This is a genomic window from Pseudomonas sp. NPDC089530 (assembly GCF_050280705.1).
Classification (GTDB): Bacteria; Pseudomonadota; Gammaproteobacteria; order Pseudomonadales; family Pseudomonadaceae; genus Aquipseudomonas.
On sequence record NZ_JBNNVU010000035.1, the window covers coordinates 1 to 23,543 of the forward strand.

The following is a 23,543-nucleotide window of genomic DNA, read 5'->3' on the forward strand; positions in this document are numbered from 1 at the left end:
GCGGGCGCCGTTCTTGAGGGAGCCAGAGGTCCTGCGGACCTATCGCAGCCTCGCTAGCGCTCGACAGCGGCTACATCGTCCGCGTTGTCCCTGCCTGCGGATATCCCTGTAGCCGCTGCCGAGCAGCGCGAGGCTGCGATCGACCGCGCAGCGGGCGCCAGGGTTTGGGAAGGGGGCAGGCAAAAAAAAGCGCCCCGGATGGGGCGCTAAAAATTCATCTCTTTTCCAAAGGAGCATTCAAAAAACGCTTCAAGAGATGAATGTGCTCGGGGCCGGCGTCACAGGGCTTGGGTGGACGCTCGCGGCCGGTGGGTGTCGGGCTGGTCGGCGGTGGCCGGGGTGTTGCGTTGCCCGGCATCCGCAGCGCAGGGCTGGCTGAGCCAGAACTGTTGCAGTGCATGCCTGAAACGTTCGCTATCGGCCTTGATCACGCTGGACGGGACGGGCGAAAACGGAGGGGACGGCTTCACGCAGGGTCTCCCGGCAAGTGGTGGATCGGCGCCGGCGAAGGGCCGACTCAGGCAGGGCCCCAGTATACGAAGGCCAACCTGACGGGAAGGTGAGGGTGATATTACAGTTCTGAAAGGCGGGGGTCTGTGAAGAAGTTTTAACGCCGGGCAGACCCTCCTGCCCACCCGGCGCGTCGGCTCAGAGAATCGCCAGCGGGTACTCGACGATCAGGCGGAATTCCTCCAGGTCGGACTCGAAGCTGCTGGAGCGCACGGTCGCCTGGCGCAGGCGCAGCGACAGGTCCTTGAGGGTGCCACCCTGCACCACGTATTTGGCTTCGATGTCCCGCTCCCAGCGGCGCTGGTCGGTCAATGGATTGCCGTCCGCGTCGCGGCGCATGTAGACCGCGTTGGCGTTGCTGTAGTCGGCGTCGCTGCCCTTGCCGTAGCGGGTCATGAAGGACAGGCCGGGGATGCCAAGAGGCTGCATGTCGAGGTCATAGCGGACCATCCACGAACGTTCCTTCGGCGAGTTGAAGTCGCTGTACTGGATCGAGTTGTCGAGGAAGATCGAGTCCGACTGGCGCAGGTAGTCGAAGTCGTCGTTGCCGTTGTTGCGCTGGTGCGACAGCGACAGAGTATGGGCGCCGTAGGTGGCGCCGACCTTGGCGCTCCAGATGTTGTTGTCGAACTCGCCGAGCAGCTTCTTGCCCTCGTCCACGGCCTTGTAATAGTTGAACCCGGCGAACAGCGAGAACTCGTCCGAGACCGGCCAGGTGGCCGCGGTGCCGAAGTAGTACTGGTCCCAGGCGTCCTTCAGGCGGCTGCTGTAGAGGCTGACACTGAGGTGCTTGTTCAGGCTGTAGTCGCCACCGAAATAGGCGACCCAGGGCGAGTCGACCTTGCCGGCATAGAAGGTGGCGAAGCCGTCGCGCAGGCTGCTGCTGTCGGGCTGGCTCATGCTGTGCAGGCGTCCGCCCTGCAGGCTCAGGCCGTCGATGCTGGTGTTCTCGAAGGTGGCCCCGCGAAAGCTCTCCGGCAGCAGGCGCGAGTCGCCGTAATGCACCACCGGGGTTTTCGGGAAGACGTCACCGACCTTGACCACGGTATCGAGCAGGCGCATTTTCGCCGCGCCGCCGAGCTTGCTGTAGTTGTCGGCCGGGTGGTTGTCGCTGTCCACCGGCAGCATGCCGAACGAGCCCTTGCCGCCGCTGCGACCGCCGCCGGAATCGAGCTTGACACCATACATGGCGAAGGCATCGAGGCCGAAGCCGACGGTGCCCTGGGTGAAGCCGGATTCGAACTTGCCGATCAGCCCCTGGGCCCAGGCTTCGGAATAGCCGTTGCCGGTGGGGCTGGACTGGCCCTTGCGATCGTCGCGATTGAAGTAGTAGTTGCGAGCCAGCACGTTGAGGCTGCTGCCTTCGATAAAACCTTCGGGCTTCTCTTCCGCAGCGCTCGCGGCCAATGGGCCGAGTCCCAGTACCGCGGTAAACACGGACAGGGACAAGCGGGTCTGAGTACGCATGTTGTTTGCTCCTGGATATGGGCAGCTATCAGCTGTTATGTCGCCTGGGGCGTTCTTGTTAGTTGTACTCGCGAACCGTCTGGTTAACGGTTGGAGTCAGCGCCGATAGTTGCAAACAACAGATAACACGGAGGTGACCCGGTTATTACAATTTCGCAAGGCTGGCAGTCGAAAGTTGTTTTCGATAATAGCCGTGGGTGTTGTTTTATATGGAGTTTTCCAGATGGCAAACAAGGGCTTGAGAAACATTACATATAAGTAATACAGGCGTGATCTTCCTGACAGGGTCGGCTGGTTATCCTCGTCGCAACTAACCCAAGCGAGGAAACAACCATGAAACTGTTTAAATTGAGTCTTGCCGCCCTGGTCCTTTCCGTGTCGTCCCTGGCCATGGCCGAAGGCGGCGGCGACCGCACGTTCGCCCGTGCCATGCAGGAGAACGAGCGGGCCATGGCGGCCTATGCGGCGCGGCAGGGCAAGGAGGCGCCAGTCGTCGAGAACTACAGCTACGATATGCCGCTGGATATCAAGAAGGTGGTCAACGTCACCCCGCCGATCAAGTCTTGCGACGTCGTGCCTTCGCGCATGACCTATGAGGACTCGGCGGGCAAGCTCAACACCATCGAATACAGCGTGCTGGGGGTGTGCCGTACCAACGGCGGCTGAATGGGCTGCCCATGAGCGAAGAATCGCGAGCATTGGCCCCTGAATCGGTGCCCCCTGGGCTGATTGACCAAGATGTAGCTGAGTATTTTCTGACCAGTGCTCGCTGCGCATGCTTCAAACAGGCCGCGCGCAGCCTGAATACCCGAGTGACAGTGTTGCGCAAGCAGTTGCGGCTATTGGAGGAACGCCTCGGTGGTCCGCTGTTCGTCTACCGGCAAAACGTTCTGCGCCTGACCCTCAAGGGGCAGCGATTGCAGACGCTGTTGTCGGCGCAACCAGAAGCCCCCCTCCCCACCAAAGCCGACCGCACAGTGGTGCCCGTGGTGCGCCTGATGGCGGCTGACGCCCTGCTGCACGACCTTGTCCTGCGTGACCTGCTGGCCTTTGTGCGGCGCAACGCGGCCGTGCGCCTGGACCTGGAAGTCAGTCCCACCCCCCATGCCCCGGGACGTCCGGCGGACATCATGCTCTGGCTCGCCGAGCCGGGAAGCCCGCGCCCCGACCCCGGGTTCGCCACGACCACGCCCGTCGCCCTGGCCCGCATCGGCTATCAGGCCTGCGTCGCCAAGCGTTATTCGCGAGCGGCGGCATTGCCCAACCAGGCCAGACACCTGGATGACTACATGCTGGTGCAGGTGCGTGAATACCTCGGCGTGGCGGCTCTCGAACCCTGGAACCGCCTGATCCGCCAGCGACCGGCCGGCGTGGCGCAGGTGCACACCCACGAGCTGGCGCTGGAACTGATCCGGCGCGGTGCCTGCATCGGCGTCCTGCCGGCCTACATCACTTCCCTGGATAGCAACCTGGTGGCGCTGCCGGCCCTGTTCCCGCAGAAGATGGAACGTAATGCCTGGTTGAGCACCCATGCGCAGTCGGCCAAGCGGGCCGAGGTGCAGACCCTGGTGGCGCTGATTCGCCAGGCTTTCGCAGAACGTCAGGAATGGTTTTGACTGGCCTGGCAAAGCTTGTTTTCAGGCGCCCGGCCCAGCGCTCGACTTCAGCGGTTATCCACGGTGTTTAATAAATGCAATGTTTCTGACATATCGGCGGCGGATGAGCGCGAACGCGGGTTATCTCTCGCAAGCCTGTAGGTTCAATAGGCCTGGCTAGAGCGAAGTCTGCATGGAGTGAGTTGTCATCAAAGTATCTTTTCAATAAACAAAAAGTGTCATGCCGGATTCCCAGGATAGCCCCCGGTCAACCTGATCCAGTCATTGGATCTCCTGGTTGCAGGTGGCCGCCACACTAAAAACCAAAGGGGAGTCTCGGATGTTTATTAAAAAACGCTATGCAGGGTGGGGAAGCGCTATTGCCCTGGGGGTGCTCGGCGCGACCCTGTCGGCGACGGCTCAGGCCGGTACGGTGACCACCGATGGCGCCGACATTGTGTTGAAGACCAAGGGCGGCCTGGAACTGGCCACCACCGACAAAGCGTTCAGTTTCAAGTTGGGCGGTCGGGTGCAGGCGGACTACGGCACCTTCGACGGTTACTACACCAAGAATGGCAACTCCGCGGATGCGGCTTACTTTCGCCGCGCCTATCTGGAGCTGGGGGGCACGCTCTACCGGGACTGGAAGTACCAGATCAACTACGACTTCTCCCGTAACGTGGGGAATGACAGCACGGGTTATTTCGACGAGGGCAGCCTGACCTACACCGGCTTCGAGCCTTTGAACCTGAAAGTGGGGCGCTTCTACACCGACTTCGGCCTGGAAAAGGCCACCAGCTCCAAGTGGGTCACCGCCCTGGAGCGCAACCTGTCCTATGACCTGGCGGAGTGGATCAACGACAACAGCGGCATGGGCGTGCAGGCCAATGGCGTGGTGGGCGGCATGGCGTATCTGTCCGGCAGTGTGTTCAGCGAAAACAACAACGACACCGATGGCGACAGCGTCAAGCGCTACAACCTGCGGGCTGTGTTCGCCCCACTGCATGAGTCCGGCAACGTACTGCACTTCGGTGCCCAGTACGCCTACCGCGACCTCCAGGACGCGGCCGTCGATACCCGTATCCGTTCGCGCATGGGGATGCGCGGCGTGGAGACCAATGGCGGCAACAGCGCCGGCAGCAACGGCAATCGCGCGGTGTTTGGCGGCAGTACGGCGCAGCAGGGCTTGTGGACGGACGACTCGGTCTGGGGCCTGGAAGGCGCCTGGGCCATGGATGCGTTATCCGTACAGGGCGAGTACCTGCGCCGCACCCTCAAGGCCGATGCCGCACAGAGCGACATGAAGGCTTCCGGTTATTATGCGCAATTGGCCTATACCCTGACGGGCGAGCCGCGTATCTACAAACTGGACGGCGCCCGGTTCGACACCATCAAGCCGCAGAACAAGCAGTGGGGGGCCTGGGAGCTGTTCTACCGCTACGACTCGATCACGGTCGAGGATGACAATGTGCTGGTCAGCAGCGCCACACGCCAGGTCGGCGACACCGAGGGCAAGACCCACACCCTGGGGGTCAACTGGTACGCCAACGAGGCGCTGAAGCTCAGCGCCAACTACGTCAAGGCCCGCACCGACAACCTCAGCAATGCCGTGGGCGACGACAGCGGCAACGGCCTGGTCATGCGGGCGCAATACCAGTTCTAGAGCCTTTCTAGAACCCTTGCCCGGGCCCTTTGGAGGACGGCAGCTCCTGTGCGGGAACGCTTGCGCAGGGGCTGCCGGAATCGGCCCCCGAACCCCTGTCTTTCAAGGCCGATTCGCCGAGTAAAAAATTTTCCGGACGGCGGTCGGCGGGGCCTCCAGAAAAATTCGCGAATGCCGATGGAGAGGCTAGATTCATCTCAATTCCTGCCCGTCGGTGCATCCCATGTTCAACAAAAGCCTGAAGCAAGAGCTGTTGGCTCTACGCGAAGAACTCTCGAGCCTGCAGCAAGTGAAAGAGAGTCTCGACAGCGAGATGCTGGTGCTGAGCCTCGATCCCGATGGACGTATCCTGTCGTCCAACGACAACTTCAACCGGGAAATGCTCTACCGGAGCAGCGACCTGATTGGCCGCCACATCGAGGACATCGTGCCGGCCCACGTCAAGTCCGATGAATTCCACCACCGTTTCAAGGCGACCCTGACCCGTGGCGAGCACTTTGCCGGGGCGGTGCGCCTGTTGCGCGGCAACGGCCAGGAAGCCTGGTTGCGCTCGATCTCCCAGCCGATCCGCGATTCCCTGGGCCGGATCAAGCACTTCTCGATCTACTCCAGCGACCTGACCCGCACCATCGAGGCGTCTCGCGAGCACGAGAACCTGATCGGCGCACTGGTTCGCTCCACCGCGGTGATCGAGTTCGATCTCAACGGCAACGTGCTGACCGCCAACGAGCGCTTCCTCCACGGCATGGGCTATAGCCTGGCGCAGATCCAGGGCAAGCATCACCGCACCTTCTGCGAACCCGAGGAGTACAACAGCGCGGAGTACCAGGCGTTCTGGAAGCGCCTGAACGCTGGTGAGTTCGTCGCCGGCCGCTTCAAGCGCATCGACAGCCATGGCCGGGTGGTCTGGCTCGAGGCGTCCTATAACCCGGTGGTCGACGCCAACGACCAGCTGTACAAGGTGGTGAAGTTCGCCACGGTGATCACCGATCAGGTGAACCAGGAACACGCAGTCGCCGAGGCGGCGAACATCGCCTACAGCACCTCGCTGCAAACCGACAACAGTGCCCAGCGCGGCACCACCGTGGTGACCGAAGCGGTGAATGTGATGCGCGACCTGGCCAAGCACATGCAACAGGCCGGCGAAGGGATCGAAGCGCTGAACGAGCAGTCGCTGGTGATCGGCACCATCGTCAAGACCATCAGCGGCATTGCCGAGCAGACCAACCTGCTGGCGCTCAACGCGGCCATCGAGGCCGCGCGGGCCGGGGAGCAGGGGCGTGGCTTCGCCGTGGTGGCCGACGAGGTCCGGCAACTGGCTTCGCGCACCAGCAAGGCCACCGACGAAATCGTCGGCGTGGTGCGCCAGAACCAGGACATGGCGCGCGAAGCGGTGGCGCTGATGACCGATGGCAAGGCCCAGGCCGAGCAAGGCCTGGCCCTGGCCGCCGAAGCCGGCACGGTGATCGTCGAGATCCAGGACGGCGCGCAGAAGGTGGTGGATGCCGTCGGCCAGTTCGCCAGCCAGCTGTCGAACTGAGTGTCGCCCTGACCCGGTGCCAGACGTTGGTACCGGGTTTCCAGTCGCAGGCTCCATGGGGGCGTCCTGCCGCTAGCCCTTGAGTTAGGACTTTTCCTATCTCTATCAGGGATAAATCCCAAAGCGTCTTCAGCGCGTCAAGAATGCTTGCCCAACGCCGATGGTGAGGCTGCTGCAGTCTCCAATCACAGGCTATCGGTGTCCCCATGTTCAATAAACGTCTGAACCAGAAGCTCCTCGCCTTGAGCGAGGCGTTTCGCGCGCTTGAGCAGGTCAAGGAAGGTTTCGAGCGCACCCTGCTCTGCATCGAGCTCGACCCGCAGCGCCGGGTCCTGTCGGTGAACCGTCACTTCACCCAGTGCCTGCACTATGCCCCCGAGGCGCTGCTGGGCAGGCCCATCGACAACCTGCTGCCGGACGATGCCCGCCCGGAAGAGGCCCATACCCGTTTCATGACCGCGCTCGGCGCGGGCGAGCCCTTCGCCGAGACCCTGCGGCTGCGTCGCGGTGACGGTGGTGACGCCTGGTTGAGTGTGGTCCTGCAGCCGATCTTCAATACCGAGCGGCAACTCATGTCTTTTTCCATGATCGGCAACGATTTGACCGAGACCGTGGAAACCGCCTGCGAGCACGACAACCTGATCGCCGCGCTGCTGCGTTCGACCGCGGTGATCGAGTTCGACCTCAAGGGCCGGGTACTGACCGCCAACCAGCGGTTCCTGGGCTGCATGGGTTACAGCCTCGAACAGATCCTGGGGCAGAACCACAGCCTGTTCTGCGAGCCGCAGGAGTACAACAGCCCGGCCTATCAAACGTTCTGGGCGCGCCTGAATGCCGGCGAGTACGTCGCCGACCGCTTCAAGCGCATCGACAGCCACGGCCGGGTGGTCTGGCTCGATGCCTCCTACAACCCGGTGGTCGACGCCAACGGCAAGCTCTACAAGGTGGTGAAGTTCGCCACGGTGATCACCGAGCAGGTCAAGCAGGAACAGTCCGTCGCCGAGGCGGCGGACATCGCCTACAGCATCTCGCAACAGACCGACAGCAGCGCCCAGCGCGGCTCCTCGGTGGTGACCGAAGCGGTGGAGGTGATGCGTGACCTGGCCACCCACATGCAGCAGGCCAGCGACGGCATCGAGGCATTGAACGAGCAGTCGCGAGTGATCGGCAGCATCGTCAAGACCATCAGCGACATTGCCGAGCAGACCAACCTGCTGGCGCTCAACGCGGCCATCGAAGCGGCCCGCGCGGGCGACCAGGGACGTGGCTTCGCGGTGGTGGCCGACGAGGTCCGGCAACTGGCCTCGCGCACCAGCAAGGCCACCGACGAAATCGTCGGTGTGGTCCGGCGCAACCAGGACATGGCCCGCGCCGCGGTGGTGCTGATGGCCGACGGCAAGACCCAGGCCGAGCAGGGCCTGGCCCTGGCCGCCGAAGCCGGCACGGTGATTGTCGAGATCCAGGACGGCGCGCAGAAGGTGGTGAGTGCCGTGGGCCAGTTCGCCCATCAGTTGTCCGGCTGAGGTTCGGGCGTCAGTCTTGCCCCACGTCTTCGAGATGGGGCGCGACCAGGCTCTCGAACCATTCGATAAAGGCATTCAGCCGGCGCGAACGGTGGTTGCGATTGGGGTAGAGCGCGGAAATCGTCATGGGCGCGGCGCGAAAACCGGGCAGGACTTCCACCAGTTCGCCACTGTCGAGCAGGTACTGCACGTCGAAGCGCGGGATCTGGATCAGGCCCAGCCCGGCGCGGCAGCAGGCGATGTAGTTTTCGGCGTTGTTGACGACCACCCGGCTGGGCAGGTTCAGCTCCAGCTCGCGGCCGTCGGCCCGGTATTCCCAGGCTTGTTCGCGGCCGGTGGTGGGGGCACCGTAGCCGACCATCCAGTGCCCGTCGGTCAGGTCGCCCGGGGTTCGTGGCAGGCCGTGCTCGGCCAGGTAGGCGGGGCTGGCGCAGTTGATCAGGGCCAGGTGGCCCAGGCGCCGGACGATCAGGCTGCTGTCGCGCAGGGCACCGACGCGGATCGCACAGTCGACGCCTTCCTGCACCAGATCGATGGAGCGGTCGGTGGAACCCAGGGCCAGTTTCAGGCCGGGGTAACGGGCGAGGAGCTGGGGCAGGGCGGGGGCGATCAGGCGCCGGGCGATCCGGCTGGGCACGTCAATGTTGAGCCGGCCGCAGACATCTTGTTGACGGGTGTGGAACAGCTGCTCGAGTTCCACCGCATCGCTGAGCAACAGCCGCGCGCGCTCCAGCAGCACCGCACCGTCGGCGGTCAGTTGCACCTGGCGCGTGGTGCGGTGCAGCAGGCGTGTGGCGAGGGCGGTTTCCAGCTGCTGGACCGCTGCCGACACGGTGGCCCTGGGCAGTTCGAGGCGGTGGGCGGCCTTGATGAAACTACCCATTTCAGCCACCTGGATGAACACACGGTATTGCTCGAGCTTGTCCATGGATGGGGCGTGTTCCGAAGCTGGCGGTGCGCGTGAGTGTAGGAGCGAGGCTTGCCCGCGATTGCGATTCGCCTGACACACCGCTATCGCGGGCAAGCCTCGCTCCTACAGGATCATGTGGCGCTAGAGGGGGATTTTTTCCCTAGCGCCAATCTACCTCGCGCCCCGGCGGATTACCTGCTTCGATGGCAACCGTCGATCAGAAGGCGACCCTCACTTGGTGGTGTAGCCGCCGTTGATCAACAGAGTCTGGCCGGTGATCCACCAGCCCTCGGTGACCAGGTGTCGGATGAAGGGCACCACGTCTTCGATGTCGGTCAGGCCGGTCTTGCTGGCGCCGGACAGGGCCGCGGCGGTCTTGTGGTAGGCCACCGCGTCCGCCCCTTCGGCGGGGTAGAAGAACGGCGTGTCCATCGGCCCCGGGCCCACGGCGGTGACCGAGATGCCCCGGGCGCCGAACTCCTTGGAGGCGGCGCGGGTGAAATGTTCTACCGGCGCCTTGGCGCCACCGTAGGCGGCATAGAACGGCGTGTAGGCGCCGAGCAGCGAGGTCACCAGGCTCACCAGCTTGCCGTGGTCTTCCAGGTGTTTTCCGGCTTCCTTGATAAAGAAGAACGCGCTCTTGGAATTGACCGCGAACATGTCGTCGTACTCGGCTTCGCTGATCTCGACTATGGGTTTCTTCAGGACTTTACCCACGGTGTTGATAGCGATGTCGATCTTGCCGAAACGGGCCTTGGCCTCGCTGAAGAGTCGCTCCACGGCGCCAGCGGTGGTCAGGTCGGCCTGCCAGGCGTGGGCATCGACCCCCAGGTTCTTGAGCGCCGCCACGGTGTGCTCGGCATCGGCCTGGCTGGCGTTGCTGTTGTAGTGCACGGCGATGGCCTGGGCGCCGTGGGCGGCCAGGTCCCGGGCGATCAGGCCGCCCAGGTTCTTGGCGCCGCCGGCGATCAACGCGACCTTGTTCTTCAAGGAATGGTTTTTCAGGGAATGGTCTGCCATGGAAAAGCTCCTTCAGCCTGTGAGGTGAGGGCCCAGTCTAAGCAGCTTCGGTTTGTGGAAAAGCCCGGTCAATCTGGATGGATTATCCAGAAAAAACCATCCAATCCCGGCTGCTGCCCGAGGCACGGATCTCGCTACAATCGGTGCTTTTCCCCTGGAGCCTTTTCCATGAGCGCATCCCATCGTCGGCCGGTTCCCCTGGCCAAGGCCTACCGTCTGCTCAATCACGGGCCGACCGTGCTGGTCAGCGCCGCCCATGGCGGCCAGCGCAACATCATGGCCGCGGCCTGGGCCATGCCCCTGGATTTCGAGCCGCCGAAAGTTGCGGTGGTGCTCGACAAGTCCACCTGGACCCGCCAGTTGCTGGAAGCCTCCGGCACCTTTGTGCTCAACGTGCCCTGCGCCGCCCAGGCCGATATCGTGCAGACCGTGGGCTCCACCTCCGGCCTGGAACTGACCCGCGACCAGGGCCGCGACAAGTTCGAACTGTATGGCCTGCCGACCTTTGTTGGCGAGTTGATCGACGCGCCGCTGCTCGATGGCTGCGTGGCCTGGCTGGAGTGCCGCCTGCTGCCGGAGCCGGACAACCATGAGCGCTATGACCTGTTCCTCGGCGAGGTCATCGCGGCCCAGGCCGATGACCGGGTGTTCAGCGAAGGTCGCTGGCACTTCACCGGCCACGATGCCCTGCGCACCCTGCACCATGTGGCGGGCGGGCACTTCCTGACCATTGGCGACGCCGTGGACGGCAAGACCCTGCCGTTCCCCCAAGGAATCTCGTAACCCCACGATCCTGTAGCCGCAGCCTCGCGTTGCTCGACAGCGGCTACAGGGCTACAGGTTACGGGGCTACCAGCTGACGCTGTTCAGGGCGTCGGCGAAGACCTTGAGTTTGGGCGAGTGCTGGCGCGAGGGTGGGTAGACCAGCGACAGCGCCCGGCTGCGGCCGGAGAAGGCCTGCAGGATCGGCACCAGGCGGCCGTCGGCGAGGGCGTCCTCGACGGCGAAGTTCATCAACTGGGCGATGCCGAAGCCCCCCAGCACACCATCCACCAGGGCGTCGCCGATATCGAAGATCAGCCGGCTGGGCACGCTGACATCGCGCACCTTGCCCTCGAGCATGAACTGCCAGTCCACCAGGCGCCCGCTGCGCAGGTTGCGCACGGTCAGGCAGTTGTGCCGTTGCAGCTCGTCCACGGTGTGCGGTGTGCCATGGCGGGCCAGGTAGGCCGGCGATGCCACGGTGACCCAGCGCAGCGGCGCCAGCGGCCGGGCGATCAGGCGCTGATCCTGGATCTCGCCGGTGCGCAGGATGGCGTCGAAGCCTTCGTCGACGATGTCCACCAGGCGATCGGTCATCACCGCTTCGATGCTCAGGTCCGGATACTGCTCGGTCAGGCGGCCGATCAGCGGCATCACCACCTTGCGCCCGAACAGCGACGGCGTGCTGATCTTCAGCAGCCCGGTGGGCGAATCGCGGCGGTCCAGCAGCAGGCTTTCGGTTTGCGCCAGTTCGGCCAACAGCGGCGCGGCGCGATCCACCAGCAGCTTGCCGTCCGGGGTCAGGCTGACGCTGCGGGTGTTGCGTTGCAGCAGGCGCACGCCCAGTTGTTGCTCCAGGCGCGAAATGGCCCGGGACAGGCCGGACTGGGTCAGCCGCAGATCGCCGGCGGCACGGGTGAAACTGCGGGTTTCGGCGACCCGGACCAGCAAACGAACGGCGTTCAGATCCATGATTAAAGTCATCACTGAAAGAGCGATGACGGTATTTATCATCTAATCGGCATCAAAGAAACTGAGGACCTGGTTTCCACCCCCCCTCTTGCACAAGGACTCGACGATGCCCGCTACCTCTTCAGCCAGGCCGTCAGGCTGGATGCTGCTCCTGCTGGCCTGCGCGCAACTGATCATCGCCCTGGATGCGACCATCGTGTTTGTCGCACTGCCGGAAATCGGCAGCCACCTGGGCTTTTCCGCGCAACAGCTGCAGTGGGTGGTCAGTGCCTACAGTGTGGCCTTCGGCGGCTTTCTGCTGCTCGGTGGTCGGGCGGCCGACCTGCTGGGCAAGCGCCGTTTCTACATCGTCGGGCAGAGCCTGTACGCCCTGGCTTCGCTGGCCGGCGGCCTGGGCGGCAGCGCCTTGCTGCTGGTGCTGGCGCGGGCGGTGCAGGGTGTCGGCGGAGCCATGTTGTTCCCGGCGACCCTGGCCCTGATCAACAGCCATTACGCCCAAGGGCCGGCGCGCAACCGGGCGTTCGCGGTGTGGAGCGCGGCGTCGGCGGCGGGCCTGGCGCTGGGGGCGTTGCTCGGTGGCGTGCTGACCCAGTGGTGGGGCTGGGAGGCGGTGTTCCTGGTCAACGTGCCCCTGGCCGGCGCCTGCGCCGTGCTGGCTCGGCGCTGGATACCGGCCGACGGCGAGCGCGAGCGCGGCCGGCGTTTCGACCTCAGCGGCGCCCTGACCGTGACCCTGGGCGGCACGCTGCTGGTGTTCGCCATCGTCCAGGGCCCGGAATGGGGCTGGGGCGCCCCGGCAACCCTGGGCTGTGGGGGGCTGGCGCTGCTCCTGCTCGGGCTGTTCGCCCGGATCGAACAGCGCGGTCGCGACCCGTTGATGCCGCTGCGCCTGCTGGCTCATCGCGAGCTGCGCCTGGCGATGTTCCTCACCGCCTTGTTCATGAGCAGCTTCGGCGTGCAGTACTACTTCCTGGCCTTGTACTTCCAGCAGGTCTATGGCTACAGCGTGCTGCAAAGCGGCGTGGCGTTTTTGCCGGCCACGCTGCTATGCACCCTGGGCATCTGGCTGGCCGAACGTTCGTTGCTGCGTTTCGGGCTGCGGGCGACCCTGGTCAGCGGCTTGTTGCTGGGAGCGCTGGGCATCGCCGGGGTGTATGTGGCGCTACCCGACGGGGCGGGGTTCTGGCCGCTGCTGCCGGGCATCGTGGTGCTGAGCATCGGCCAGGGCATGACCTGGACCGCCATGTGGGTCTCGGCCGGGCAGGGCATCGCCCCGGGCGAGCAGGGCGTGGCGGCTGGCATTGCCTCCACCAGCCAGCAGATCGGCGGGGCGCTGGGGCTGGCGCTGCTGGTGTCCCTGGCCAACGCCGGGCTGGGTGGCTCGCAGGCCGCCGGCATCGAACAGGCGATCGGCGCCAGTGCCTGGCTCGCCCTGCTGGGGGCCCTGCTGGCCTTGCGCTTGCGGGTGTCGGCGCAAGGCTCCCCAAGCCTGGCGGCCAGCGCCGAGTAATGCGCAGGCCGCTGCATGAACCTGTAGCCGCTGCGAGCAGCACCGCAGCGGTCGTAGAGGCGGGCAATGGATTCCTCCAGGTAGACCCCATGGGCAGGTTTGGCGGGGACTAGGTCCCCGTACGCAGCCTCGCTGCGCTCGACAGCGGCTACACAGGGTCGGAGGCAGTCGGCAAGGTCAGATCCAGATGTCGTTGGCGGCCGTGCGTTCACCGCCTTCGGCGCCGGTGTTGCGTACGCCCTTGGGTTCTATCAACAGCAGCTTGACCTCCTGTTCGGCATACGGCTTGTGCTTCACCCCCTTGGGCACGACAAACATCTCGCCCTGGTTGATCGTCACCTGGCCGTCGGCAAAGTCGATGCGCAGCCGGCCTTCGAGGACGATAAAGGTCTCGTCGGTGTCCTGATGGTCGTGCCAGATGAAATCCCCTTGCAGCTTCACCAGCTTGAACTGGTAGTCGTTCATTTCGGCGATGACCCGGGCTTGCCAGTGGTCGCTGAACAGCCCGAGTTTGTCGGCGAAGTTCAGGCTCTGGTAGGGACGTGGCGGGTTCATGGGATGGCTCATGGAACAGCTCCGTAGAGAAGGGATCGGGCCTCTACGGTAAGCGGCGCGGCATGGCGGTTCTTGTACGATTGTGCGTGCCGGGTGGTGCTCAGCGGCCGTGCATTTTCAGCCAGCGGGCCGGCGGCAGGCCGTAGGTCTTGCCGAATTGGCGGGTCATGTGGCTCTGGTCGGTGAAGCCGGCCAGCAGGGCCGCACTGACCAGCGACTGACCTTGCAGCAACAGGGCCCGGACCAGGTCCAGGCGACGCATGGTCAGGTAGCGATAGGGGCTGGTGCCGAACAACAGGCGAAAGTCCCGCGACAGGCTCCAGCGGTCGCGCCCGCTGTGCTCGGCCAGTTCGTCGAGGGTGATGTTCCGGTCCAGGGCGCTGTGCATATATTCCCGCGCCCGCTCCGCGGCCCGATAGTCGAAGCGCTGCGCCGGCCGGGCAACCCCCGACACGGCATTCAGGGCATGGGCCAGGTCGAACAGTGCGTCTTCCTGCTCCAATGGGGCCAGCGGGCCTTCCAGGCTGCGCAGCAAGGTGTCGGTGGCGGCGAACAGCCGCGGATCGGTGGACAGCCCGGTCTGGATGAAGGGCAGCGGCTGGCCGCCGAGGATCTGCTGGATCAGCGCCGGTTCGACGTAGAGCATGCGGTAATGGAAGCCGGCCTGGGTGCCGGCTTCGCCGTCGTGGACTTCATCTGGATGCAACACCATGGTCCCGCCCGGCAGGCTGTGGCGCCAGCCGCCGCGGTACTGGAAGCTCTGCACGCCGGACAGGGTGCGGCCGATGGCGTAGGTATCGTGGCGATGCAGGTCGTAGCCATGCCCGGCGAAAAACGCCTCGATACGCTCCAACCCCCGGGCGGGAGGCGCGCGGTGGACCCAGTCGGTACGGGGGGCCGGTTTGCCCATGCAACTGTCCTCGGCAACAACGCCAGGCCAGCACGGTAACCCAAGGACGCACGGCTGTCTTCAGCGGGTTATCCGCTTGTGATGGGGTCCCGGCTCTTTTTGCCGAGCAGGCCGAATTCGATGGGCGCCTTGGTGTAGAACAGCTCGATGTTCTCGGCATCCAGGCGCTCGAACAGCTTGGTGCATTCCTCTGGGGTCAGCGCCAGGCGGACCTCGATGGGCTGGTCGGCGAGTTCGAAAAAATGCGCGGAGTGCAGGCGGCCCGTGTGGCCGAAGCCCTCGATGGCGCTGCTCAAGGTCGCACCGCGCAGGCCCAGCTCGCTGGCCAGGTCGACGACCCAGTCACCGAGCATCTTGCCGTGGTAGCGGCGATTTTGCTGGGTGAAAAAAATCACCAGGAAGCCGTTCATGAGGGTTCCTCCAATGGCCGGCGTTACTTTCAGCATAGTTGTGCGGCCTGGCGTCCTGAGGGTTCGGGGCGGCCTTGTGTCGCCTCGATGCCGCAGGCGGCTATACGGTCGTAGTGGGCGGGCTTTGCCTTTGACGTGGTCCGGCTTCAATGCCAACGTGGCGGGCCTGCTGCCGTATCCGCAGCCGGCTTGAGCGGTCCGATACCAGCGGCGAACCACTTTTTTTCGGGAATGAACCATGAGCAAACTGCGGGTCGGGATTATTTTTGGCGGCCGTTCGGCCGAACACGAAGTGTCGTTGCAGTCGGCGCGCAATATCGTCGACGCCCTGGATCGCGAGCGCTTCGAACCGGTGCTGATCGGCATCGACAAGCACGGCCACTGGCACCTCAACGACACTTCGAACTTCCTGATCAACCAGGAAGACCCGGCGCTGATCGCCCTCAACCGCTCCAATCGCGAACTGGCGGTGGTGCCGGGCAAGGCCAGCCAGCAGCTGGTGGAAACCTCCAGTCAGGAACTGCTGGGCCATGTCGATGTGATTTTCCCCATCGTCCACGGCACCCTCGGCGAGGACGGCTGCCTGCAAGGCCTGCTGCGCATGGCCGACCTACCGTTCGTGGGCTCCGATGTGCTGGGCTCGGCGGTGTGCATGGACAAGGACATCAGCAAGCGCCTGCTGCGCGATGCCGGCCTGGCGGTGACGCCCTTCATCACCCTGAACCGGGCAACCGCGGCGCGTACCGACTTTGCCCAGGCGCAAGGCAAGCTGGGCCTGCCGCTGTTCGTCAAACCGGCGAACCAGGGCTCGTCCGTGGGCGTGAGCAAGGTCACCAGCGAGGCGGAGTATCGCGCGGCCATCGAGTTGGCACTGGGCTTCGACGAAAAGGTCCTGGTGGAGTCGGCGGTCAGCGGCCGCGAGATCGAATGCGCGGTACTGGGCAACGACCAGCCGATCGCCAGCGGTTGCGGGGAAATCGTGGTCGGCAGCGGTTTCTATTCCTACGACAGCAAATACATCGACGACCAGGCGGCCCAGGTGGTGGTGCCGGCGGACCTCAGCGAAGAAGTCAGCGAGCGCATTCGCGCCCTGGCCGTCGAGGCGTTCCAGGTGCTGGGCTGTTCGGGGCTGGCGCGGGTCGATGTGTTCCTGACCCAGGGCGGCGAAGTGCTGATCAACGAGATCAATTCGCTGCCCGGTTTCACCCGCATCAGTATGTACCCCAAGCTGTGGCAGGCCGCGGGCATGACCTACAGCGAACTGGTCAGCCGCCTGATCGATCTGGCGCTGGAGCGGCATGCGGCGCGCCAGGCCTTGAACATCAACCGTTGAAGCGAAGGAGCGAACCATGAGCGTTGCCGTTGAAGCGTCGGAGTACCTGTTTTCCTACGGCACCTTGCAGGACAAGGCCGTGCAACTGGCCAATTTTGGCCGTGAGCTCAGTGGCAGCGCCGACGCGCTGCCGGGCTACGAGCAGGCCTGGGTGGAAATCACCGACCCCGAGGTACTGGCCACCAGCGGCAAGACCCATCACCCGATCCTGCGCCGGGGCAGCGCGACCAGCGTGCCGATCCCGGGGACGGTGTTTCGTATCACCGCCGCGGAACTGGCCGCGGCGGACAGCTACGAAGTGGCGGACTACAAACGCGTGAGCGTGGTGCTGCAGTCCGGGATCGAGGCATGGGTGTACGTGAGCGTCTGAGGCCCGGTCATTCCGGTGGCAGGGTCAGGCCGAACAGCGCCAGGGCCCAGACCAGGCCCCCGAGCACGATGAATACATAGTTGACCGGGGTGAAGCGGGCGTTGCTCTCCCCCAGCGGATCGCCGGCGGCGGCATTGAGGCCGCGCTGGCCCAGGAAGGTGATCCAGGCATGCACCGGCAGCAGCGCCAGGCTGAGCAGATCGACCACCGGGTAGCCGATATTCTTCCTGACCAGAGCGTCGAGCACGTTGCTGACAATCACGATGATCACGAACAGGGTTGCCAGCTCGCCCGGGCGCCAGTCGACGGTGCGGCCGCTGGCCTTGATCTTCGCGTCGGCCTCGCGGTACAGCGCATGGGTGAAGAAAATCGCGAACAGGGCCCGGGCGATGGGCCACATTTCCCGGCCGCTGGCCTGTTTGAACTGCTGCCAGTTCTTGTAGGCCCAGTACAGTTGGTAGACGCCGAAGGTCAGCAGGAACAGGGTCAGGAACTTGGTTTTGGACACCACATAAAAGGGCTGTTGCAGGTCACTGGCCGTGGCCAGCTCCGCTTGGGGTGGGGCATACAGGTTGTCAGACACGATCGTTCCCTCTGTTGGTCCTGCTGGGGAGCGCAAGGTTAACCCCGCGCACTGTTTGAAACTGGGTGTCAGATCCCGGGGCGCCACCGAGGCCGGCTCAGGCGCGCCCTATCCAGGAATACTGAAAGGACTTTTCTTCGCCGCGGTGGCCGCGCCGACGATAGCTGGCCAGGGTCGGGCTCGAACAGTAGGTGCAGTGCTCGCAGTGTTCGATCTGCTCGTCGGCGATGCCCGCCGCGTGTAGCAGGTGCCGGGCGTAGCGGCCCAGGTCGAACCACAGCGAGTCATCCCGGGTCGGGATCGGCGGGGCAATCTCCGGCGGCAGCCGCGGCGTGGGGCGTTCCTGGCTCCAGGGCGTCTGCCCCTCTGGCCACAGATGGCCCTGGGTGGCCGACAGGGTGTCGACGAGATCCGGGCCGACCTCATAGCAGCAAGGCTTGATCGACGGGCCGAATGCCACACGCAGCTGATGGGCGGCGATGCCCTTGGCGGCGAAGCGGTGCAGCACATTGGCGATGATGCCGCTGTGCAGGCCTTTCCAGCCGCCGTGCACCGCGGCGATCCAGGACGCGTCTTCGCTGCTGATCAGCAGCGGCAGGCAATCGGCGGTGATCACCGCGATGGGGCGGCCAGTACGGGTGAACACCGCATCGCCACGGATGATGCCACTCGGCAGGGTGGTGCTGGCTTCGACCACCTCGCCGGTATGGGCCTGGGAGCAGAAGAACAGGTTGGCGGGCGGTGGTGCGCCAATCCGCGAAAACTCATGACGGATGCCCGGTATCTGCTTCAACACTGGCGCCTGGAAACTCATCGATCCTTCACTCTGTTGCCGTGGATTAGCCCAGAGCATAGCGACATCGTGCGTCCTTTTGCTGACAGCGGCCTGTCAGCCGATCACCGGTCCGCCGAGGGGCACCCTCAGTTTTTCAGCGGGATATAGAGTTCGACCACACTGTCCGGGTGCATCGGCCCGAAAAAGCGCTCGCCGGTGTACTCGAATTCCACCCCTTCGTCCGCCTGCATCCCGGCGGCCGGCAGCCATTCGCTGTAGGCCGCACGGAAGGTTTCCGGCAGGGTCTGCACCGTGCCGCGATGCTCGACCCGGGCGTAGTGACGGGCGGGGATCTCCAGTTCCACCATGCCGTCCACCAGCGGGGCCTCGGCGCTGACCGGCAGCCCGGCGACATAACGCCACTGGCCGTCGCCCAAGGGCTGGCAGATGCCGTAGGTACCCACCGGCTCGGCCAGGCGCTGGATCTCCTGCTCCCGTGGCTCGAAGCGCTGCCACAGCTCGGCGATCGTCCCCTGGTCATCCTGCTGCCAGGCCATGCCGATGATGCGCTGCGCCGCCAGCGTCACCCGCACCGGCGTTTGCGGCGCCGGCAGGCTGCGCTCGGGTTGCGCCAGATAACGCTGCAACTGGCCGAGTAGGTTCTGGCCGCGGGCGATCTGCGTTTGCAGCTCATCGGCCTGCGCCTGCAACGCCTGGCGCAGGTTCAACACATTGTGCAGCGCGCCGCTGTCCGCCAGCCCGCGAATTTCCTCCAGGCCCATGCCCAGCTGCCGCAACCAGACAATGCGCCCCAGGATGCCGATCTGCTCCGGCGTGTAATAGCGATACCCGTTATCGCGCCCGGTCAGCGCCGGAACGAACAGGCCGATGCTGTCGTAGTGGCGCAAGGTCTTGGTGGTGAGGCCATGGCAGCGGGCCATTTGTCCGATGGTGAGCATGCAAACATCCTTTTTTGTAGTGAAGGTCGGGCGGCACTTTAGGGGTTTACCTAAGGGCAAGTTCAAGTGCGTTCCACATTTTTCCGGTTATCACCTGTTGTCGAGGTGGGGACTCTCGTGGACACAGCACTCACTGCGAGATGGCGCTCATGGGGGATAAGGAGAACGCCCTCGCCGGCGACGAGGGCATAGGAGGCTGTCGGAATGATCGGTGCTTGTGGAAGTGTGCAGCGCAAGAACGGCTCAGCTCGACTTGAGCGGCTTGATCAGGCTCTCGGCGGGAATGCCGAACAGTTGGTGCAGTTTCCAGATCATCGGCAGGGTCAGGGCGCGTTTGCCGTTGAGCACTTCGTAGACCCGGTTGGTGCGGCCGATGGCCGGGGCCAGGTCGGCGGCCGAGAGGCCGGACTGCTCCATGCGGAACTTGATGGCTTCGATCGGGTTAGGCAGGTCGATCGGGAACTGCTTGGCCTCATAGGCTTCGATCAGGGTGACCATCACGTCGAAGTAATCGCCTTCCGGGGTGCCGGGTTCCGGCTCGTTGTCGAACAGCACAGACACCTGCTTGAGTGCCGCGCGGTAATCCTGATCGGTGTGAATGGGACGAATCTGCATGGTCGTTACTCCATTTCAACGCTGTCGGCGTCGATGGCATCGTATTGCGGGTGAGTGCCAACGAACTTGATGTAGAGGGCGCCAAAGCGGTAAGCCACGGCCACTACCAGCCGGTAGTCATTGCCTTTGATGTTGAACACTACGCGGCGGCTCTTGAGAATGCTGGCGCTGCGAAACTGCTCCTTGATCTGCACCGGGGTGGACCAGCTGGCATTGCGCGCTTCATCGAGCCAGGCCAGAAGCGGTTGCTCGGCATCCGGGTGCTGCTCCCAGAACGTCTTCAAATGGCTGACGGCGATAATCCTCATGTCCCGATCCTAGTCCCGCAGTGGGACTTAAACAAGAGAGCGAGAGAGCAAGACGATGGACGGGCAGCGCTCCTGGCTGCCCGTCGTGGCGCTATCGCTAAGCGCCTGCTGTCATCGCGGTGTGCACGTCATCCATCACCGCTTTACCCATCTCGCCCAGGTAATGTGCCGCCCAAGCATAGCGGTCCGCTTGCGGCTCCATGGCCGCATCCAGGGTCAACTGTTTTGCCAGATGTAGCAGCAGCGAGGCGTGTTCCAGGGCGTCGGCCAGGGGCACGTCGGCGTTGACCCGCAGCAGCGGGCGTTTGCCTTCGCCACAATTGGCAAAGGTTATTTCGCCGAGGGTGTGCAGGGATGAGGGGGACGGATTGCAAGTGCGTTTCATGGTGGAACCTCCTTGATTCGAGGAACCATCACCGTCTGCCGCCAAACAGGGTGACGGGTTACGCAGGATTGGCGGACCGGGAATCAAGGCAACCGGCGAACCCAAAGGTTCTCCCACGCAACCCGTCATAACGCGGGTATGCGGGCGCAAAAAAAGCGCCTGCAATTTTGGTGGGGGCGCTTTGCGCCTCGATTCTATCAGGCCGCCAAGCCTGGTCGCTGATTTTGCAGCGACGGTCGAACCATAGAGGGGTGAAAGGAGTATCGCAACAGTACTGCTGCGACATTGTGTGACGGCACACTGGTAAGAATTATGCGAGGAGGTCTAATGGACTAAGAAACTTCATGTTATGGAGTGCAGTGTTTCTGTTTTTAGAGTAATGACTAGTGTTTTTTTGAAGCGGGTGCTATGTGCGAGTCGCTGGTTGCTTGAGGTCCTACTGTTCTTGTGGGGGAAGTATTATCCAGATCCCCCAAAGTTTTGAATATCTACCAGTAGTTCTTTTGCTTGCTTATTTATTCTTTTGTTGAACTCGTATTCTATTTGTTCGGGGAGCAGCTTTGACGTGTCTCTGCCGAAGTACTCACTAAGTACCTGTGTCATTTGCGGTATGGTGTAAGTGTCATAATTCGGGATGTAATTATTTGTATATCTATGATGTTTAAGTTCGAAAAAAGTCCTTACGAATTTTTTTGGTGTTATTGGTACGTTAAAACGAGAAATTAAGCTTTGGACATGCCGATCAAGATTGTGTAATAAAGAGTCATCGTTTATCTCTGAGAAAAAAAATAGCCAGCCCTTACCTTTGTTTTTAAATACACAGCCTGTGATGCGCAAGTTAAGACGCCACTGTAAGAATTTTACATTCTGGTTTTTAGAATATTTATATGCGGAAAATATGGAGATTAGAGACTCTTTCAGTTTCTTAATGGAGCCTTCTCTAGCTGTAACCATGTTATGGCTGAAGTGATATCCCAAGTAATCAAATGGATCGTAAATTCTTCCAGAAACTGATTTTGAACCATGAGGCGTTGGAGTGTGGACATTAAGTTGTAAATGCTCAAAGTCTTTTATGATTCTGTTTGAAATTGTGCTTATTTCTTCAAATTTGCAAACTATAAATACATCGTCCACATATCTGAAATATTGTAGGTCTGACCTGTTTTGGTATTTTTTGTCGATGCTTGAAAGGTAAATTGCTGCCAGAACATTAGAGATGGACAGTCCCTGAGGCACTCCCCTAGTTTCGATGTGGCCGGCTTCTGCTGGTTCTGCAACTGTTGGTGTACTTATGGCTCTTTCTATAAAATTTAATATCAATTTGGAGCGAGTTCTTTTGCGTAGCTTTTTTAGTAGTGTAGTGTGGTCTATTGAAGGGTAAAAGTTTTGCACGTCAAGCTTTATGAAGCCGGTAAAATTTCCTGATTCAATATGCTCTTTGGCTCTGCGTACCATGAATTGTGGTAGTTCAAAGCTCAGGTCGTCTTGATAAACTTCGAACAGAAAGTTACATAGACTTTTTAAAGCTAATCTATCTCTGATTGTAGGGATGGATATTTCTCTTGGTGATTTGTTACGGCCTTTGCTTATTAGTTTTAGTTTGTATTTTGTAAATTTGTAATTGCCCTTTATTGTTTTTCTTGAGATTATTTCTAGTTGATCATTTAGGATGGGCCAGAATTTTTTGTGAGTGAGATTGTCAATTCCGGTTGCGTGTGAAAGTATGACGGAGTCGTTATAAGTTTTATGAAGGTCTTCTATGGAGTAAGCTTTTTTGAAATTATCGAGAGCAGGCATTGTTCACCTCTAAGACAAGGAATAACGCTGCAGGTGAAGCATAAATAATAATAAGGAATAAGAATTTAGAAAATTTGCTGGCTGCCCATATGAATATTTCATATTTTGTTATTGCTGGTGAGAAGTTTTTGTTGCCAGAGAAATGCATCTCACATCTTGCAGCGCGATAATCAAACTCGGTGTGATTTTCGCATAATGCTAATGTTTTGTTGTATTTGGTTTGTATGTTTTGTATTTTTTCTAGGTCTGTAGTGTTTTTTGATAAGTTGTACAAAGTATCAAGGTATTCGTAACACTCTTTTACAAGGGATGCCCTACTTTTGAAGTCTAATGCAGAAACAAAGGTTGAGGCAGTTAGTGAAAAGACAGAAAGAATAACCCAAATTCCGGGGGCTATATCGCTGCTGCTCTTCTGTATTAGATAGTAAATGGATACGGCGACTGAAAAAAGTGCATACCAAAGTAGTATAATTTGGGCTTGGAAATTGTTGGATAGTAAACGTTTTTCAGTCTGTATTCTTGATTTTCTGGTCCACCAAATTTTGTCACTAAGCGACATATAACCTCCATGTTAAAAGTGTCCTAGGGTGCGATTTAAGTAACTTTGAGTAACGCCTGTTACCAGGCAAGCCTTTCGGCTAGGAACACGAGGTTCCTCTGTATTAGTTTCACCCACTATGTGGATGCCCTCTCCGGAGAGAGGTACACCCTAGGACATGGCCTTTTAGCATCAAATTCACGCTGATGCCAGTATGAATTCTTTTTTTGATTCAGTTTGGTTGAAAAAAAGGCATTGGGAATGCGTAAAAAAATAAAATTGTTCTTTAGTCTAAGTAGGTTGGACCCTTTGGTGCCACGTTTTACTTTTTTCGTTCACTGAGGTGTTTGCAGTGGTGCGAATGAGATGCTTTATCTTTTTGCTGGAGCTCTAAGGTGAGGATTCATCTTCCTTAAAGTGGCTGACGGTTTGGAATATATTGAATTGCCAATAGCCTCTCGCTCTAAGTGTAATTGCAGGGCTTTAACTTGTTTTGGCTTTACAAAATGGTGTTTTTATTTCGCTAACAAGAG

The 23,543-nt window shown here is 61.3% G+C and carries 23 protein-coding genes and 4 pseudogenes; 11 read left to right on the forward strand and 16 right to left on the reverse strand.

The window, feature by feature from the left end:
* Nucleotides 1-278 precede the first annotated feature (278 nt).
* Nucleotides 279-470, reverse strand: coding sequence for a hypothetical protein (locus ACQKQA_RS15175; RefSeq protein ID WP_427558850.1), 192 nt, complete (start codon nt 468-470; stop codon nt 279-281).
* A 178-nt stretch (nt 471-648) separates the two neighbouring features.
* Complete coding sequence (locus ACQKQA_RS15180; protein WP_427558853.1) at nt 649-1,977, reverse strand: OprD family porin; 1,329 nt, start codon at nt 1,975-1,977, stop codon at nt 649-651.
* Nucleotides 1,978-2,310: 333 nt separating this feature from the next.
* On the opposite strand from ACQKQA_RS15180, the gene ACQKQA_RS15185 reads away from it, so the two are divergent.
* The 7 genes and pseudogenes from ACQKQA_RS15185 to ACQKQA_RS15215 all read left to right on the forward strand — a co-directional run.
* On the forward strand, nt 2,311-2,643 hold the full coding sequence (locus tag ACQKQA_RS15185) for a DUF2790 domain-containing protein (protein ID WP_427558856.1): 333 nt from the start codon (nt 2,311-2,313) through the stop codon (nt 2,641-2,643).
* 11 nt (nt 2,644-2,654) lie between these two features.
* Nucleotides 2,655-3,593, forward strand: coding sequence for a LysR family transcriptional regulator (locus tag ACQKQA_RS15190; RefSeq protein ID WP_427558859.1), 939 nt, complete (start codon nt 2,655-2,657; stop codon nt 3,591-3,593).
* A gap of 319 nt (nt 3,594-3,912) precedes the next feature.
* Complete coding sequence (locus ACQKQA_RS15195) at nt 3,913-5,235, forward strand: OprO/OprP family phosphate-selective porin (RefSeq protein WP_427558862.1); 1,323 nt, start codon at nt 3,913-3,915, stop codon at nt 5,233-5,235.
* 313 nt (nt 5,236-5,548) lie between these two features.
* Nucleotides 5,549-6,232 (forward strand): annotated as a pseudogene (locus ACQKQA_RS15200) (PAS domain-containing protein); the annotation flags it as partial.
* Between the two features lie 111 nt (nt 6,233-6,343).
* A pseudogene (locus tag ACQKQA_RS15205) lies at nt 6,344-6,775 on the forward strand (methyl-accepting chemotaxis protein); the annotation flags it as partial.
* Nucleotides 6,776-6,981: 206 nt separating this feature from the next.
* Nucleotides 6,982-7,755: pseudogene (locus ACQKQA_RS15210) on the forward strand (PAS domain-containing protein); the annotation flags it as partial.
* Between the two features lie 105 nt (nt 7,756-7,860).
* Nucleotides 7,861-8,298: pseudogene (locus tag ACQKQA_RS15215) on the forward strand (methyl-accepting chemotaxis protein); the annotation flags it as partial.
* Between the two features lie 10 nt (nt 8,299-8,308).
* Here ACQKQA_RS15215 and ACQKQA_RS15220 read toward each other — a convergent pair.
* Together ACQKQA_RS15220 and ACQKQA_RS15225 are read right to left on the reverse strand one after the other, a co-directional pair.
* Nucleotides 8,309-9,226, reverse strand: coding sequence for a LysR family transcriptional regulator (locus ACQKQA_RS15220; protein ID WP_427558864.1), 918 nt, complete (start codon nt 9,224-9,226; stop codon nt 8,309-8,311).
* A gap of 213 nt (nt 9,227-9,439) precedes the next feature.
* Nucleotides 9,440-10,213: an SDR family oxidoreductase gene (locus ACQKQA_RS15225; RefSeq protein WP_427559004.1), complete on the reverse strand. Its 774-nt coding sequence runs from the start codon at nt 10,211-10,213 to the stop codon at nt 9,440-9,442.
* 183 nt (nt 10,214-10,396) lie between these two features.
* Between ACQKQA_RS15225 and ACQKQA_RS15230 the strand changes: the two genes are divergently transcribed.
* Nucleotides 10,397-11,011, forward strand: coding sequence for a flavin reductase family protein (locus ACQKQA_RS15230; RefSeq protein WP_427558867.1), 615 nt, complete (start codon nt 10,397-10,399; stop codon nt 11,009-11,011).
* A gap of 66 nt (nt 11,012-11,077) precedes the next feature.
* On the opposite strand, the gene ACQKQA_RS15235 is transcribed toward ACQKQA_RS15230, so the two are convergent.
* Nucleotides 11,078-11,962, reverse strand: a complete 885-nt coding sequence (locus ACQKQA_RS15235) for a LysR family transcriptional regulator (RefSeq protein ID WP_427558870.1) — start codon at nt 11,960-11,962, stop codon at nt 11,078-11,080.
* Nucleotides 11,963-12,068: 106 nt separating this feature from the next.
* Between ACQKQA_RS15235 and ACQKQA_RS15240 the strand changes: the two genes are divergently transcribed.
* A complete protein-coding gene (locus tag ACQKQA_RS15240) occupies nt 12,069-13,472 on the forward strand; it encodes an MFS transporter (RefSeq protein WP_427558873.1) in 1,404 nt (467 codons plus the stop codon).
* A 177-nt stretch (nt 13,473-13,649) separates the two neighbouring features.
* On the opposite strand, the gene ACQKQA_RS15245 is transcribed toward ACQKQA_RS15240, so the two are convergent.
* The 3 genes from ACQKQA_RS15245 to ACQKQA_RS15255 all read right to left on the reverse strand — a co-directional run bounded on the left by ACQKQA_RS15245 (nt 13,650) and on the right by ACQKQA_RS15255 (nt 15,347).
* Entirely contained in the window at nt 13,650-14,039 is a 390-nt protein-coding gene (locus tag ACQKQA_RS15245; protein ID WP_427558876.1) for a cupin domain-containing protein, read from the reverse strand.
* Between the two features lie 88 nt (nt 14,040-14,127).
* Nucleotides 14,128-14,937: an AraC family transcriptional regulator gene (locus ACQKQA_RS15250; RefSeq protein ID WP_427558879.1), complete on the reverse strand. Its 810-nt coding sequence runs from the start codon at nt 14,935-14,937 to the stop codon at nt 14,128-14,130.
* A gap of 68 nt (nt 14,938-15,005) precedes the next feature.
* Entirely contained in the window at nt 15,006-15,347 is a 342-nt protein-coding gene (locus tag ACQKQA_RS15255; RefSeq protein WP_427558882.1) for a DUF190 domain-containing protein, read from the reverse strand.
* 238 nt (nt 15,348-15,585) lie between these two features.
* On the opposite strand from ACQKQA_RS15255, the gene ddlA reads away from it, so the two are divergent.
* Both ddlA and ACQKQA_RS15265 read left to right on the forward strand, forming a co-directional pair.
* Nucleotides 15,586-16,680 carry a D-alanine--D-alanine ligase gene (gene ddlA / locus ACQKQA_RS15260; protein WP_427558884.1) on the forward strand — a complete coding sequence of 365 codons (1,095 nt, stop codon included), beginning with the start codon at nt 15,586-15,588 and terminating at the stop codon, nt 16,678-16,680.
* A gap of 16 nt (nt 16,681-16,696) precedes the next feature.
* Entirely contained in the window at nt 16,697-17,050 is a 354-nt protein-coding gene (locus ACQKQA_RS15265; RefSeq protein ID WP_427558887.1) for a gamma-glutamylcyclotransferase family protein, read from the forward strand.
* Between the two features lie 7 nt (nt 17,051-17,057).
* Here the strand turns inward: ACQKQA_RS15265 and ACQKQA_RS15270 are convergent, their stop codons facing one another.
* From ACQKQA_RS15270 to ACQKQA_RS15305, 8 genes are all read right to left on the reverse strand, one after another.
* A complete protein-coding gene (locus ACQKQA_RS15270; RefSeq protein ID WP_427558890.1) occupies nt 17,058-17,633 on the reverse strand; it encodes a hypothetical protein in 576 nt (191 codons plus the stop codon).
* Between the two features lie 97 nt (nt 17,634-17,730).
* Nucleotides 17,731-18,447 (reverse strand): polyphenol oxidase family protein, encoded by a 717-nt coding sequence (locus tag ACQKQA_RS15275; protein WP_427558893.1) that lies wholly within the window; start codon nt 18,445-18,447, stop codon nt 17,731-17,733.
* A gap of 107 nt (nt 18,448-18,554) precedes the next feature.
* Nucleotides 18,555-19,367 carry a MerR family transcriptional regulator gene (locus ACQKQA_RS15280; protein WP_427558896.1) on the reverse strand — a complete coding sequence of 271 codons (813 nt, stop codon included), beginning with the start codon at nt 19,365-19,367 and terminating at the stop codon, nt 18,555-18,557.
* A gap of 243 nt (nt 19,368-19,610) precedes the next feature.
* The gene (locus tag ACQKQA_RS15285) at nt 19,611-19,982 is read right to left on the reverse strand and encodes a helix-turn-helix domain-containing protein (protein WP_427558899.1); all 372 of its coding nucleotides are present in this window, start codon (nt 19,980-19,982) and stop codon (nt 19,611-19,613) included.
* Between the two features lie 5 nt (nt 19,983-19,987).
* Complete coding sequence (locus tag ACQKQA_RS15290; RefSeq protein ID WP_427558902.1) at nt 19,988-20,290, reverse strand: type II toxin-antitoxin system HigB family toxin; 303 nt, start codon at nt 20,288-20,290, stop codon at nt 19,988-19,990.
* 97 nt (nt 20,291-20,387) lie between these two features.
* Entirely contained in the window at nt 20,388-20,675 is a 288-nt protein-coding gene (locus tag ACQKQA_RS15295; protein ID WP_427558905.1) for a DUF3077 domain-containing protein, read from the reverse strand.
* Nucleotides 20,676-21,134: 459 nt separating this feature from the next.
* Nucleotides 21,135-22,472, reverse strand: a complete 1,338-nt coding sequence (locus tag ACQKQA_RS15300) for a reverse transcriptase domain-containing protein (RefSeq protein WP_427558908.1) — start codon at nt 22,470-22,472, stop codon at nt 21,135-21,137.
* Nucleotides 22,456-23,031, reverse strand: a complete 576-nt coding sequence (locus ACQKQA_RS15305; RefSeq protein WP_427558911.1) for an SLATT domain-containing protein — start codon at nt 23,029-23,031, stop codon at nt 22,456-22,458. The genes ACQKQA_RS15300 and ACQKQA_RS15305 overlap by 17 nt, the downstream gene beginning before the upstream one ends.
* Nucleotides 23,032-23,543: the final 512 nt, after the last annotated feature.